Genomic DNA, 13,607 nt, shown 5'->3' with positions numbered 1-13,607 from the left:
TACAACCTGATCTTCAGCACCTTGGGGAACGTTGTGGGTGGCGCCGTGTTCGTCGGGCTCGCCTACCGCTACCTCAGCCCGGAAGCGATGGATCAGGCCGAAGCGGCCGAAGCGGCGCGCGAACTGCCGCCGGCACGCAAGGCGCCGAAGGCCGCGGCGCACTGAGGCATCAAACCTGCGGCGTCGCCAGCCGGCGCCGCAGGAAGCGCATCAAACCGCCCAGCACCGGTAGCTGGGCGTACAACTCCTCCGCCGCATCCCAGTAGTCGCGGTGCATCGTCACCAGCCCGTGCGCATCGAAGCACAGGTGGCTCGCACCGCGGATCACGCGTTCCACCGATTCGCCGCGGAAGCGCAGGCGGAATTCCCAGGTCAGCATCGCGGCACCATCGGCCGGGAAGCGGCCGGTCACGACGAAGCGTGGCGCATCTACCTGTTCGAACATATGGCGGAACACGCGGGCGATTGCCGGGCGACCGACCACCTCGTTGAACGGGTCCTTGAAACGCGCATCGCTGGCATAGCATGCGGCGAGCGCCTCCACGCGATCGACAGTCAGCGTCTCGTAGGCATCGACCAGCGCGTCGAGCGCTGTCTGGGTGCTCATGCGCCGGTCGCGCGCCGCACCGCGCGCAGGTAAAGCCACTCCGGCAGCAAGCGCAGGAACTTCAGCAGCATCGTGAAACGGCGCGGGAAGTGGATTTCGAAACGGCCGCGCGCCATGCCGCGAAGGATCGCCTCGGCCGCCTCGGCCGCCGTGATCAGCGCCGGCATGCGGAACTTGTTCTGCGCGGTGAGCGGCGTTTCCACGAAGCCCGGGTTCACCAGAAACACGCTGACGCCGCGCGGTGCGAGATCCATGTAGAGCGATTCGGCGAAGTTGATCACGCCGGCCTTTGAAGCGCCGTAGGCGAGCGCCTTGGGCAAACCGCGGTAACCGGCGACGCTGCCGACAATCACGATGGCGCCCTCGCCCTGCTGCAGCAGCTGCGGCGCGACCGCCGCAACACCGTTGATCACGCCCATCAGGTTGATCTCGATCGTTGTGCGCGCACCTTCGACGGTGAGATCCCATGCATGCATCGGCGTGTAGGTGCCAGCGTTGAAGATCACGACATCGATACCACCCCACAGATCAAGCAACTGCAGCACCGCAGGTAGCAAGGTAGCGTGTTCGGCAACGTCGAGCGGAATCGCGATGCTGCCGGGAAAGCGTGCGGCGAAGACGCGCAGCCGCTCCGCGCGCCGGGCCGAAAGCGCGAGATGGGCGCCCTGCTCGGCGAGCGACTCTGCGAGGGCCGCGCCGATGCCTGTCGACGCGCCGACGATCCAAACACGCTTGCCGCGCCAGTCACGAATCGGCTGATTCATCGCCATGAGTACCTGCTAACGCTTGCGAAAGCTCAGCGTCACCTGCCCGAGCTCGACACCGAACTTGGTCATGAAAGACCGGTTCAGCATCGTCTTGTCATCCATCAGGAACATCCAGTCGTCGAAGGCGACGTGATAGATGCTGCCATCCACCGGCAGCGCCATCGTGTAGCGCCAGCGCAAGGCGTTGCCCTGCGCCTCACCGGTCGCTTCGCCCACCACATCGTCTGCACGGCCAGTGTATCGGCCGTCTGCCAGCTTTGTCACCGTCCACACGCGGCGTTGCGTGCTGCCGTCCGAGTATTCGAAGTGTTCGTCGAGCGTACCGACGTCGCCACGCCACTGCGCATCTATCGTCACCTTGAAGCGCTTCACCACCTTGCCGGATCGGTCCTGGAACACGCCCCACGCATCGACGGTGCCATCGAAGTACCGGGCGAGATCCAGCTGCGGCTTCTCGTTGCGATAGTCCGCAATATCCACGCTGGAGCAGCCACCAAGCAACAAGGCCATCAAGGCTGCGATCAGCCAGCTTTTCATCAGGAGACTCCTTCCGGTTCAACATGCTTTCGAAGCCGCCACAGCAGCGCGGCGGCGGCGCATTTCAGCGCGATCGGCAGCAGGGCATACACCGCCGCGAGCGTGAGCAGGGCGCCCTCGTCGCGTGTGCCGGGGCGGTAGCCGAGCCAGTCGAGCAAGGGCAAGGCGACACCGGCTGCGAGCGCGAGATTGAGTTTGGTGACGAGGTTCCACCAGCCGAAGTAGACACCGCCCGCCGCCGCACGCGCCGGCCGTGCCAGCAGATCGGCCAGCAGCGCCGGCGGGAAGGTGATGTCGGCGCCCAGCGCGATACCCGACATCACGCAAATCACAAGGAAGGCGATCACGTCGCCCTCGCCCAGCGTCACCGCCCAGCCGAATGCAAGTACCGCAAGCAGCATCGACGCAAACCAGGCCGGCACCTTGCCAATGCGGGCGGCGAGCCGCACCCATGCGGGCAGGATCAGCGCGCCGCTGACGAAGTAGGTGGCCAGGAAGAGGCCGGACAAACGCTCTCGCGCCAGCACATCGGCGACAAAGAACAGGAACAGCGTCGCCGGAATCGCGGCCGCAACGCCGTTGAGCGCGAAGACGGCCATCAGCGCGCGCACCGGCTTGTCGCGCAGTGGCGTAATCGCCTGCTCAAAGTGGCCGCCGCCGCTGCTCACAGCGACCGGTTCGCGCGGCGGCGGCGCAAAGCGGATACTCAACCAGGCCGCCACGCCAAGCAGAGGAACGAACACCCACAGCAGACGCGCAAGCCCCTGCGCCTGATCGGTCGCCAGCAACTCCGGCAGCGCCGACGCCAGCACCACCCCCGCCAGCGCACACCCCTCGCGCGCAGCGGTCAGCCGCGTGCGCGCCCCTGCATCGCCCCCCGCCTCGGCGCCCCAGGCCGCGTAGTTGACGCTGGCGAGCGAGTAGCCGGCGTAGGCCAGCACCAGCATCGCGGCAAGCCACCCGAGCCCTGCCCCGGCCGGCGGACGCAGCAAGCCAACCATGCCCAGCGCCAGCATGGGCAAAGCCAGCAGCGTGAGCCGGCGCCGTGCCTGCAGCCGATCGCTCCAGAGGCCGAGCAGCGGGTCCGCCACCGCATCGCCGAGCCGTGCCGCCAGCAGCACCGCGCCGACCGCACCGAGCGACAGGCCGAGCGTGTCGGCGTAGAGCTTGGGCACATGCACATACATCGGCAACGCCGCAAAGGCGAGCGGCACCGCGAGCGCACCGTAAGCCAGCAAACCGGCAAGCGACACCGGCAAGCCAACGGCCACCCGCGATGCACCTGCCGTCATGACGCACTGCCGAGCAGGCGCGTTCGCAGCTCCGGCGCGCGGGTACGCGGGTCGAGCCAGATGCCGAAGAAGGCACGCGCAAACGCTGGATCACGCAATTCGCCCGTCAGCTGGCCGCGGTGGTAGAAGGCGGCACCGCGCTCTGGCCAGTACACACCAACGATCACATCCCCCTTGCGTACATCAGGAAACACCCGCGCCAGTTCCGCGCGCCAGCGCGTCAGCGTCGCCTCGTCGCGCGTACCAAGCCGCCGCATTTCGTCCACGCTGGTGTCGACCAGACGCTCGGCCGAGAAGTCGCGCGCATAGGTCAGGGCAAGCGCGTAAGGCGCCGTGCCGGTGACGGCAGGTGCGGGGCTCCAGAGCTGCGCGTCGTACAAGCGCAGGCCGAACCAGGTCATCTCGCCGGCGCCAAGCGGGCGCCAGTCGCTCGTCTGACTGCGCAGCGCCTCGGGCAAGGCGCGTGCGCCTTCATTGGCCGCAAGCGGCAAGCCGAAGCTCACCAGCAGCAGGATCAGGATGCGGCGGATGGCACACATAATCAGCTCACGCTGCGGCGGCGAAGGTGTAGTGGTGCACGTCGGTGGAACGCGCGCGGAAGCCCGCCTCGCAGTAGGCGAGATAGAACTGCCACAGGCGCATGAAGCGGTCGTCGAAGCCCTGCGCAGCAACCAGCTCGCGTACCGCGTTGAAGCGCTCGTGCCAGATTGCCAGCGTGCGCGCATAGTCGAGCCCGAAGGCAAGGTCGTCGACGACCTCCAGCCCGACGCGGGCCGCCTGCTTGCGGATGCGTTCCGGCGAGGCCAGCATGCCGCCGGGGAAGATGTAGCGCTGGATGAAGTCCGGGTTCTTGCGGTAGAAGCCGAATAGCGAATCCTCGATCGTGATCGCCTGGATCACGACGCGGCCGCCGGGCGCGAGTCGATCGCGCAACTGCTGGAAGTAGGACGGCCAGAAGCGCTCGCCGACCGCCTCGTACATCTCGATTGACACGATGTGGTCGTAGTGGCCGCGCACATCACGGTAGTCGCACAGCTCGAAGGCAGCCAGTTCGCCAAAACCACCCCGTTCGGCGCGCTCGCGCGCGAACTTGAGCTGGGCCGGCGACAGCGTGAGCCCCAGCACCTCGCAGCCGTATTCGAGCGTCGCGATTTCAGCAAAACCGCCCCAGCCGCAGCCGACTTCGAGAATGCGCTGGCCCGGCTTGGCGCCCAACTGATCGAGGATCCGCCGATACTTGGCGCGCTGCCCCTCGGCCAGCGGCTGGTGCGGGTCGGCGAACACGGCGCTTGAATAGGTCATCGTCTCGTCCAGCCACAGCCGGTAGAAGTCGTTGCCCAGGTCGTAGTGCGCTTCGATGTTGCGACGCGCCCCTTTGCGGGTGTTCGCGCGCAGCGAATGCCACACCTTGTAGCCGAGCAGGCGCAGCGCATTGCCATGGATCGCGCGGCTCATCGCGTCGCGGTTCTGCGCCGACAGGGTCAGCAATGCGGCAAGGTTGTCGGTGCGCCAAAGGCCGTTGACGAAGTCTTCCGCAAAGCCGATCGACCCCTTCGCGATCAGCGTTTCGAACACGCCCCAGTCGCCAATCTCCAGGCTCGCAACACGATGCCCCTCGCCAACGCTCACCCGCTCCGCATTCGGCAGCGTGATGTCGAGGCTGCCACCACGGATCGCGCCCAGCATCTTCAGCACGGCGTTTGCAGCGCCGGGTAGCAGGTCGATGCGGGAAGCGAGCGTATTTTCAATCGCGCTCATGATGTCGTCTCCTTGAGAGGCGGTACGGGTTTGCGGTGGAAGGGCACGCGCTTGGCGAACAGCTTCAGCGCTTGCCAATGGATGCGGGCAACCACACCCAGGGTCATGAATGGAAATCTCAGTGCAACACGCGCGAGGCCCGCGGCGGACAGCGTTTCGGCACGCCCCGACATGCGGGTCGTCAGTTGATGGCGGCCACCATCGAACAGATCGATCGAGACGCTCGCAACACCGCCCCGCTGCACGAAGCGGAATCGGTACTCCCCGCGCACCGGGAAGAACGGCGACACATGGAACACCTTGCTCGAGCGGAAGCTGTCGCCGCTTTCGATCGGCCGCGCGTCCGGATGTGCGACGAGGTAGTTGTGGCGCTCGCCGAAGGTGTTGTTCACCTCGCACAGCACAGCCCGCAGGGCACCGCCCCGGTCATGGCAGTACCAGAAACTGACCGGGTTGAAGACAAAGCCCATCAAGCGCGGAAAGGTCTGCAACACCACTTCGCCATCGCAGGCGTCGGCGAGGCCGTGGCGCGCGAGCAAAGCCCGCACCCAGGGCAGCAGCGGGCTGCCGTCGCGCGCGCCATGGTCGCGGTTGCGGAACGAGAACAGCCTGGCCCGCTCCACGCCAAACAGCGCGTTGCCCGCCTCATCCAATCGAGAAAGCGGCAGACGCACCCAGGCGATCGGGTAGGCAAAGCGATGCACCACCGGCCAATGGCGCGCGTGCATCACGCCACCCAGGCACAGCAGCGGCGCCACGTCGGGGTTCATGCGCGCGCCTCGATGCGCACCGGCTCGGCTTTCCACGGCGCCACGGCGCCCAGCACGCTGCACACATCCACGGCAGACTTCAGGCCGTCTTCGTGGAAACCGTAGCCGGTCCAGGCACCGCAGAACCAAGTGTGGTTGCGGCCCTGCAGCGTCGGCAAATGCGCCTGCGCAGCCACGGCAGCAGCGTCGAACACCGGATGGGCGTAGTCGATCTCGGCGATCAGATGCTCCGGCGCCGGCTCGCGGAAGGGGTTTAGCGACACCACCACCGGTGTTTTCCACGGCAGCGGCTGCAAGTGGTTGATCAGGTAGGACACCGCTACCGAGCGATCGGCCGACGCGCCCGCGCTGGCGGCGTAGTTCCACGCACTCCAGGTCGCGCGGCGGCGCGGCAGCAGCGCCGGATCAGTGTGCAGCAAGGCGCGATTGGCTTGATAGCGCACCGCGCCGAGCACTGCACGCTCAAGCGGTGTCGCGGCACTACCGAGGATCGCGAGCGTCTGATCCGAATGGCAGGCGAAGATCACCTGATCGAAGACCTCGGCACCGCTCGCGGTGAGCAGCTCCACCTTGCCCGCTTCGCGCCGCACGCCCGCGACCGGGCAGCCGAGCCGCACATCCGGCAACTGCGCGGCGATACGCCGCACGTACTCGCGGGCGCCGCCATTCACCGTCATCCACTGCGGGCGATCGCTGACCTGCAGCAAACCGTGGTTGTGGCAGAACTGCAGGAAGGTCGCGACCGGGTATTCGAGCATTGTGCGCGGCGGGCAGGACCAGATCGCTGCCGCCATCGGCACCAGGTACCAGTCGCGGAACTCGACGCCATAGCGGTTGCGATCGAGGTAGTCGCCCAGCGAGATCGCAGGCAGCGCGTGCTCACGCGCCTCACGCGTGGTTTCGCGGTTGAAGCGCACGATGTCCTGCAGCATGCGCCAGAAGGCCGGTCGCGCAAGGTTGCGTTTCTGCGCGAACACCGTCGCAAGGTTGCTCCCCGCCCATTCGATATCCGGCTCTTGCAAGCTGACCGCGAAACTCATGTCGCTGTTGGTCACCGGCAAGTCCAGCGCAGCAAACAGCGCGCACAGGTTCGGATACGTGCGGCGGTTGAATACCAGGAAGCCGGTATCAACCCCATGCGTCACGCCATCCAGCGTCACGTCCACCGTGTTGGTATGGCCACCGAGGCGCTCGGCGGCTTCGAACAGCACCACATCGTGCTGCTCGCGCAACAGCCAGGCTGCGCCGAGCCCCGCGATGCCGGAACCCACAATCGCAATCCGTTGCCGGGGCCCCTGCGCCAGTGAGCGCGCGTTGAATTCGTGCATGTGCATGGAGGTTCTCTCTCTCGTATCAGACGGGCTGCGCCATCAAGGCGCCGCGAGCAACGATTCGATCTTGCTGACGATCGCCGGGCTTTCAGGCGCGACGCCGCTGTCGAAGCTGACAACGCGCGCGCCACTGCGATCGATCAGGTATTTGTGGAAGTTCCAGCCCGGCGCCGCACCACCCGCCTTGGCGAGCTGGCGGAAGAACGGGTGCGCGCTGGCGCCGACCACCGTCGTCTTGGCCGCCATCGGGAACTTGACGCCATAGGTCATCTTGCAAAACTCGGCGATTTCCTTTTCGCTGCCCGGCTCCTGCTGCCCGAAGTCGTTCGACGGAAAGCCCACCACCACCAGGCCGCGCGCGGCGTACTTCTGGTAGAGCCGCTCCAGGCCCTCGTACTGCGGCGTGTTGCCGCAGAAGCTGGCGGTATTAACCACCATCACGACCTTGCCGGCGTAGTCACACATCGAAAACGTCTCACCGCCGGCGAGTCGCTTGAAGCGGTGGTCCAGCAGTGGCGAGCAAGCCGCAGCGGCATTCGCGAGCCCGGGTAGCACGAGCAGTGCCGCAAACAGGCAGAAGCGCAGGCGTGTCATCAACAAACCCCGGCTCAGTGCGCGAGCGGCACGACAGGCAGCCGCGGCACGGCCAGCTCTGCACCGTTATTGTGTAGGACAATGAGCAGGCGATCGTGCTCGGCGTCTGCTTCAACCAGGCAGGCATCGTCCGCCGCATGCGCGAGCGTCCAGCTCAGTGCGCCCAGCAAAACCAGCGCGGACGCCATGGCCAGCAGGACTTTCCTGCTATTTGATCGAATCGCAACTGCCTTCATGACGAGCTCCTTTTGTCCTGGACAAAACAGGTTTGTGTTCGTACGATAGACACATGGATTCCCGCAGTCAAGTTTTTGTCCAGGACAAAACGCCAATGTCGAAGGACTCAAGCAAGCTCGCGATCGCAGCCGTCGAACGCGAAACCGGCCTGCCGAAGGACACCCTACGGATGTGGGAGCGCCGCTACGGCTTCCCGCAGCCCGAGCGTGACGAGCACGACGAACGCCTCTATCCGGCCGATCAGGTCGAAAAGCTGCGCTTGCTCAAACGCCTGGTGGATCAGGGCATGCGCCCCGGCAAGCTGATCGAGGCCTCGATCGAGGCGCTCACCGAGATGCTGCAAGCGCGGCAGGAGCAATCGGTCGACTGCCCGGCCGCCGCGAGCCGCTGCAACAGCATCATCGAACTGCTGCGCCTGCACCGCAGCGAGGATCTGCGGCGGACACTGCAGCAGACCTTGCTGAAGCAGGGGCTGCAGGCCTTCGTGGTCGACACGCTCGCGCCGCTCAATGCGCTGGTCGGCAACGCATGGCTGCGTGGCGAGATTCAGGTGCCGGAGGAACATCTCTACACGGAGCAAGTGCAGAACCTGTTGCGCAGCGCGATCAATGCGCAGGGCGGCGGTCAGCGCCCGCGGGTGCTGCTGACCACCTTCCCGGACGAACTCCATGTGCTTGGGCTGCTGATGGCCGAAGCGCTACTGGTGAGCGAGGGGGCCAGCTGCGTTTCACTTGGCACCCAGATGCCGATCGCCAACATCGACAGCGCCGCCCGCGCTGGCGGCTTTGACATCGTCGCGCTGTCGTTTTCCGCCGCCTTTCCCGGGCGACAGGCGGCCGACGGCCTGAGCCAATTGCGCGCGGCGCTGCCGGACAACATTGCGCTGTGGGCGGGCGGCCGAGCCATCGCGGCCCGTCGTGACGCCATTCCGGGGGTCAGCATCATCACCGACATTCGTGAAACGCTGCCGACGCTCGAAGCCTGGCGCGCCGCACAGGCCGCATAGCGCGATCGGCTGTCATCAACACGATCTAAAATGAAACCCGCCGTTCGTGGTTGCGGGAGTTACTACCATGCTCTATCCCGATCTCTACCAGTCACTTGAAGCCGCTCGCTGGAACATGGCGAAAGACGTGCCCTGGGACAGCTTCGACCGCACCCTGCTGTCGGACGAACAAGCACTCACGGTGAAGATGAATGCCATCACCGAATGGTCGGCGCTGCCGGCCACCGAGATGTTCCTGCGCGACAACCGCGATGATTCTGACTTCTCGGCCTTCATGTCGATCTGGTTCTACGAAGAGCAGAAGCACGCGCTGGTGTTGATGGAATACCTGCGCCGCTTCCGCCCGGAGCTCGCGCCAAGCGAGTCGGAACTCCACGCGGTGCGCTTCGAATTCGACCCCGCCCCGCCGCTCGAAACCCTGATGCTGCACTTCTGCGGCGAGCTCCGCCTGACGCAGTGGTATCGCCGTGCGTCGGAATGGCATACCGAGCCGGTGATCAAGAAGATCTACGACCTCCTCTCGCGCGACGAGGCCCGCCACGGTGGCGCCTATCTGAAATACATGAAGCAGGCGATCGACCGCGTCGGTGACACCGCGCGCGCTGCCTTCGCAAAGATCGGCGTGCTGATGGCCAGTTCGGCGCGCAGCGGCAAACCGCTGCACCCAACCAATCTTCATGTGAATGAAGCGCTGTTCCCGAACGACACGATCCAGTCCCGTCTGCCCGACCCGGATTGGCTTGAGCGCTGGCTGTCGGAACAGATCCAGTTCGGCCGCGAGCAAGAGGCACGCGTCATTGGCGGCATCCTGCGCAATCTTTCCAGCCTCTTCGGTCAGGCCTTCGAGACCGCGCAGGATCTCAACCGCTTCCGCAAGTCGCTCGGCGCAACACCTACCTGAGCAAGCCTGCTCGCCAGCACCGGCTGGCAGGTGTAGCCCCGGCTCGGTCGGATTGCCTTCAGAACGCCCCCCTGCGTCCGATAAAGCAGGATAAGGGGCGCTCTCGGGCGCCCGCCGGAGGGTCTCAATGCGGCGCACCCTGCTTCGCATCGGATTACTGCTCTGCTGCCTGCAACTGCTGTCGCCCGGCCTGAGCCACGCGGCACAGGATCTGCACGGGCGCCGTGTGCTGCTGCTGTACTCCTACCACCCCGGCTTCCCCACCACCGGCAAGATCCACGACGGTGTATTCAGCGTGCTGGCGCCCACGGGCATCCAGATCGACGAAGAGTTCATGGATGCGCGGCACCTCACCGACGCCGACAGCGCAGACCGTTACCGGGACTGGCTTGCCTACCGCCTCGCGCGCAAACCGCACTACGACCTCGTCATCGCCGCGGACGACGCCGCCTTCAACCTTGCCACCGATTACGGCACGCAACTCTTCGGCAATGCGCCCGTCGTCTTCCTCGGCGTCAATAACGTCGAGCGCGCTATCGCGCAACGCGGCTCGCCGCGTGAAACCGGCATCGTCGAGAATATCTCGATCCCCGAGACCTTCGCGCTCGCGCGCCGCCTGATGCCGGGGCTGCAGCGCGTTGTCGTGATTGCCGACGACAGCCCCGGCGGTCGCGCGGATCTGCAAACCCTGCGCGCCAAGCAGAAGTTTGGTTTCCCCGACATCGCGATCGAGATCGCCGACCTCACGCAGATCAGCTGGGACCAGCTTGCCAGCCGACTCGCACGCCTCAACCCGGACGAAGCCGCGCTGCTGCTCGCGGCCTACCACGACGCCAACGGCCAGCCGCGCAGCTTTGAAGACGGTGTCGACTGGATCGTCAAACATGCCAGCGCGCCCGTGCTGCACCTGTGGGAGCACGGCGTCGGCCGCGGCCTGCTCGGCGGCTATGTGATGAGCCACCGCGAGCATGGGCTGCTGGCCGCGGACATGGCGCTGAGGATTCTCAACGGGGCGGCGCCGAACACGATTCCGATCCGCGACATCAGCCCCAATCGCCCGATTTTCGACCATGGGGCGCTGGTCCGCTGGCACCTTCCTGAAGACCAGCTACCACCCGACACGCTGATCCTCAACCAGCCAATACCGGTGTGGCGCGCACACCCCGCCGCCAGCGCCGCCGCCGCAACCCTTGTTGCAGGCCTCACGCTGCTGGCAGCCGCACTCGCACTGCGCACCGCCCAGCGTCGCCGCATCCTCAACCGCACCTTGCGCGAACGGGCGCTGCTGCGCACCCTGCTTGACTCGATCGCCGACCCGGTCTTCGCGAAGGACCAGGACGGCCGCTTCATCGCCTGCAACCCCGCGTTCGAGCGCCTCAGCGGCAACTCCGAGGCACAGCTGATCGGGCACACCGATCACGACTTCTGGGAACGCGGCCTCGCTGATTTCTACCGCGCCCACGATCGCAACGTCATGTCCACGGGCGAAGCCAGGCGCAACGAGGAATGGATCGTCTATCCGGATGGCCGCCGGGTTCGTGTCGATACCTTGAAAAGCCCGATCATCGACAACGCCGGGCAGGCCATCGGCATCGTCGGCATCTGTCACGACATTTCCGCCGCCTACGAAGCTGCGCTGCGGCTGCGGCAGGCCGACGCCGTGTTCCGCAACACCGCCGAGGGGATACTCGTCACCGACGCGAACCAGAAGATCCGCGCGATCAACCCAGCGCTGAGCGAGATCAGCGGCTATCGCGAAGACGAACTGCTCGGCCAGCATCCGAGAATCCTCGACGCCGAACGCCCCGCGAGCGAGGCGCGGCAAGCGATGAGCGAGGTACTGCAGCGCGACCACCGCTGGATCGGCGAACTATGGCTGCGGCGCAAGAGCGGAGAACCGATCCCGGTGTGGGCGACAGTCATCGCGGTGCATACGGACGAAGATCAGATCGCCGAGTACATCGCGGTGCTGGCCGACATCACGCCGCTGAAGGACCGCCAGCAACAACTCGAGCGGCAGGCGCATCACGATCCACTGACCGGGCTCCCAAATCGCGCGCTGCTGCAGGATCGCCTGCAGGGTGCACTGAACCGCGCGCGGCGCGACCGGCGCGAATTCGCGTTGCTGTTCGTCGACCTCGATCGCTTCAAGGAAATCAACGACCGATTCGGCCACGCCGCCGGAGACGACGTGCTGTGCGAAGCGGGTCGACGAATTTCCGCAAGCCTGCGCCTCGGCGATACCGTGGCGCGGCTCGGCGGCGACGAGTTCATCGTCATTCTCGATGGCCTTGAGCACGAGAACGCCGTTAACCAGGCCATCGAACGCATCCAGATCGCGCTGCGCGAACCGATCACGGCGAGCGCCGGCCAGACGCTCAGCCTGAGCGCCAGCATTGGCGTTGCGCGCTACCCAGACGATGGCGAAGACGCCGAGACCCTGCTCAGCCACGCCGATTCCTCGATGTACCGGGTCAAGAGCGCCCACCACCGCTGACGCGCGCGACGCTGCGATCCGCGCCCGCCTGGGCTAGACTCTCTGCTCCTTACCGGATCCGATCACCATGAGCAAGCACTATCCCCGCCCTCGCTTCGAACAACGCATCTGCCCGCCCGACCAGCTTGCAGAACGCATCGCGACGCTGCCGCGCCCGCTGGTGTTCACCAACGGCTGTTTCGACATCCTGCACCGTGGCCACGTCACCTACCTCGCCCAAGCGCGCGAGCTGGGCGCCGCCATGGTCGTGGCGCTGAACACCGACGCCTCGGTCAAGCGCCAGGGCAAGGGCGACGATCGGCCGATCAACTGCGAGGAAGATCGACTGGCCGTGATGGCTGCGCTGGATAGCGTTGATCTCGTCACCTGGTTCGATGAAGACACGCCGATCGCGCGCATCCTCGACTGCCGTCCGGACATCCTCGTCAAAGGCGGTGACTGGGCACCGGACCGCATCGTCGGCACGCCGGAAGTGATCGGCTGGGGTGGCTCGGTGCATTCGATCCCGTTCGAACACGAACGCTCCACCACCGCGCTGCTCGGCCGCATCCGCGGCGCAAGCTGAAACAAAAAGGCCCGCCATTGCGGCGGGCCTTGCGTTCGGTGAGTCACCAGCTCAGCTGGCTGCGCGCCCACGGCGCTGGAACTGTGCCAGCCGCGCCTGGATGTAACCCTTGAGTTCCTTGAATGGCACGGGTTTGCCGTAGGTCGTCACGTCGTCCGGCAGGCCGCCGCGCTCGGCGATGTCTTCCGGCGACAAGCCGGTCACGACGATGATGTCCATGTCTTCGAGCTTGGGGTCGGAACGCAGCTTCGAAATCATCGCGAAGCCATCCAGCCCCGGCATGACCAGATCTGAAATCAGCAGATCCGGCTGCTGCCGGCCGATTTCCAGCAAACCATCGAAACCCGACTCGACGAGGCGCACCTCGATCGGAAGATTCCAGGTCTCGAAGGTGTGGGCATACAGGCGCTGTAGGATGCGGTCGTCCTCCGCCACCAGGATGCGCAACACCCCAACCGGGTGCGGCGCTGCGACACCCGAAGAGCGGCGTCGCAGGTAGTCTTCAACCGAACCGATGCGGATGCGACGGTGACCGCCCGCCGTCTTCCACGCCTCCAGCAGGCCGTTTTCGACCATTTGCTGAACGGTACCCAAGGAGACGCCGAGCATCTGTGCAGCCTCGCTCGTGCTGCAGTACTCGCGCTCCGGCTTCGAAGGAAGTGCGTGAAGGTCGCTCATGACCACGGGATGATACCGAAATCATCCCCCTGGCGCAGCGTCGCACCGCTGCGGGCGTGACCGGTGT

15 protein-coding genes are annotated in these 13,607 nt (G+C 65.8%); 4 read left to right on the top strand and 11 right to left on the bottom strand.

Annotated elements, in window-relative coordinates; genetic code table 11:
- Window positions 1-169: 169 nt before the first annotated feature.
- The 10 genes from ACE3P0_RS03910 to ACE3P0_RS03865 are packed head-to-tail and all read right to left on the bottom strand — an operon-like array spanning window position 170 to window position 7,892.
- Window positions 170-607 carry a nuclear transport factor 2 family protein gene (locus ACE3P0_RS03910; RefSeq protein ID WP_374399992.1) on the bottom strand — a complete coding sequence of 146 codons (438 nt, stop codon included), beginning with the start codon at window positions 605-607 and terminating at the stop codon, window positions 170-172.
- Window positions 604-1,377 carry an SDR family NAD(P)-dependent oxidoreductase gene (locus ACE3P0_RS03905; protein ID WP_374399990.1) on the bottom strand — a complete coding sequence of 258 codons (774 nt, stop codon included), beginning with the start codon at window positions 1,375-1,377 and terminating at the stop codon, window positions 604-606. Before ACE3P0_RS03905 ends, ACE3P0_RS03910 begins: the two co-directional genes overlap by 4 nt.
- A 9-nt stretch (window positions 1,378-1,386) precedes the next feature.
- Entirely contained in the window at window positions 1,387-1,911 is a 525-nt protein-coding gene (locus tag ACE3P0_RS03900; protein ID WP_374399988.1) for a DUF3833 domain-containing protein, read from the bottom strand.
- Entirely contained in the window at window positions 1,911-3,203 is a 1,293-nt protein-coding gene (locus tag ACE3P0_RS03895; RefSeq protein ID WP_374399986.1) for an MFS transporter, read from the bottom strand. The genes ACE3P0_RS03900 and ACE3P0_RS03895 overlap by 1 nt, the downstream gene beginning before the upstream one ends.
- The gene (locus ACE3P0_RS03890; RefSeq protein ID WP_374399984.1) at window positions 3,200-3,742 is read right to left on the bottom strand and encodes a chalcone isomerase family protein; all 543 of its coding nucleotides are present in this window, start codon (window positions 3,740-3,742) and stop codon (window positions 3,200-3,202) included. The genes ACE3P0_RS03895 and ACE3P0_RS03890 overlap by 4 nt, the downstream gene beginning before the upstream one ends.
- Before the next feature lie 7 nt (window positions 3,743-3,749).
- Window positions 3,750-4,961 (bottom strand): class I SAM-dependent methyltransferase, encoded by a 1,212-nt coding sequence (locus ACE3P0_RS03885; RefSeq protein WP_374399982.1) that lies wholly within the window; start codon window positions 4,959-4,961, stop codon window positions 3,750-3,752.
- Complete coding sequence (locus tag ACE3P0_RS03880) at window positions 4,958-5,731, bottom strand: DUF1365 domain-containing protein (protein ID WP_374399980.1); 774 nt, start codon at window positions 5,729-5,731, stop codon at window positions 4,958-4,960. Before ACE3P0_RS03880 ends, ACE3P0_RS03885 begins: the two co-directional genes overlap by 4 nt.
- Entirely contained in the window at window positions 5,728-7,065 is a 1,338-nt protein-coding gene (locus tag ACE3P0_RS03875) for an NAD(P)/FAD-dependent oxidoreductase (RefSeq protein WP_374399978.1), read from the bottom strand. The genes ACE3P0_RS03880 and ACE3P0_RS03875 overlap by 4 nt, the downstream gene beginning before the upstream one ends.
- A gap of 36 nt (window positions 7,066-7,101) precedes the next feature.
- Window positions 7,102-7,656 carry a glutathione peroxidase gene (locus tag ACE3P0_RS03870; RefSeq protein ID WP_374399976.1) on the bottom strand — a complete coding sequence of 185 codons (555 nt, stop codon included), beginning with the start codon at window positions 7,654-7,656 and terminating at the stop codon, window positions 7,102-7,104.
- 14 nt (window positions 7,657-7,670) lie between these two features.
- Window positions 7,671-7,892 carry a hypothetical protein gene (locus ACE3P0_RS03865; RefSeq protein ID WP_374399974.1) on the bottom strand — a complete coding sequence of 74 codons (222 nt, stop codon included), beginning with the start codon at window positions 7,890-7,892 and terminating at the stop codon, window positions 7,671-7,673.
- 95 nt (window positions 7,893-7,987) lie between these two features.
- Here ACE3P0_RS03865 and ACE3P0_RS03860 point away from each other — a divergent pair, with 95 nt between their 5' ends.
- The 4 genes from ACE3P0_RS03860 to rfaE2 all read left to right on the top strand — a co-directional run bounded on the left by ACE3P0_RS03860 (window position 7,988) and on the right by rfaE2 (window position 12,862).
- Complete coding sequence (locus ACE3P0_RS03860) at window positions 7,988-8,899, top strand: MerR family transcriptional regulator (RefSeq protein WP_374399972.1); 912 nt, start codon at window positions 7,988-7,990, stop codon at window positions 8,897-8,899.
- A 67-nt stretch (window positions 8,900-8,966) separates the two neighbouring features.
- Window positions 8,967-9,800, top strand: a complete 834-nt coding sequence (locus ACE3P0_RS03855) for a ferritin-like domain-containing protein (RefSeq protein WP_374399970.1) — start codon at window positions 8,967-8,969, stop codon at window positions 9,798-9,800.
- Between the two features lie 127 nt (window positions 9,801-9,927).
- Window positions 9,928-12,297 carry a diguanylate cyclase domain-containing protein gene (locus tag ACE3P0_RS03850; RefSeq protein ID WP_374399968.1) on the top strand — a complete coding sequence of 790 codons (2,370 nt, stop codon included), beginning with the start codon at window positions 9,928-9,930 and terminating at the stop codon, window positions 12,295-12,297.
- Between the two features lie 67 nt (window positions 12,298-12,364).
- Complete coding sequence (gene rfaE2 / locus ACE3P0_RS03845) at window positions 12,365-12,862, top strand: D-glycero-beta-D-manno-heptose 1-phosphate adenylyltransferase (protein WP_374399966.1); 498 nt, start codon at window positions 12,365-12,367, stop codon at window positions 12,860-12,862.
- Window positions 12,863-12,913: 51 nt separating this feature from the next.
- On the opposite strand, the gene ACE3P0_RS03840 is transcribed toward rfaE2, so the two are convergent.
- Complete coding sequence (locus tag ACE3P0_RS03840) at window positions 12,914-13,540, bottom strand: response regulator (RefSeq protein ID WP_374399964.1); 627 nt, start codon at window positions 13,538-13,540, stop codon at window positions 12,914-12,916.
- Between the last annotated feature and the right edge of the window lie 67 nt (window positions 13,541-13,607).

Source organism: Niveibacterium sp. (genome assembly GCF_041909475.1).
Classification (GTDB): domain Bacteria; phylum Pseudomonadota; class Gammaproteobacteria; order Burkholderiales; family Rhodocyclaceae; genus Niveibacterium.
Note: the sequence above shows the minus strand (reverse complement) of the source record. Positions and strands in the feature narration are given on the sequence as shown.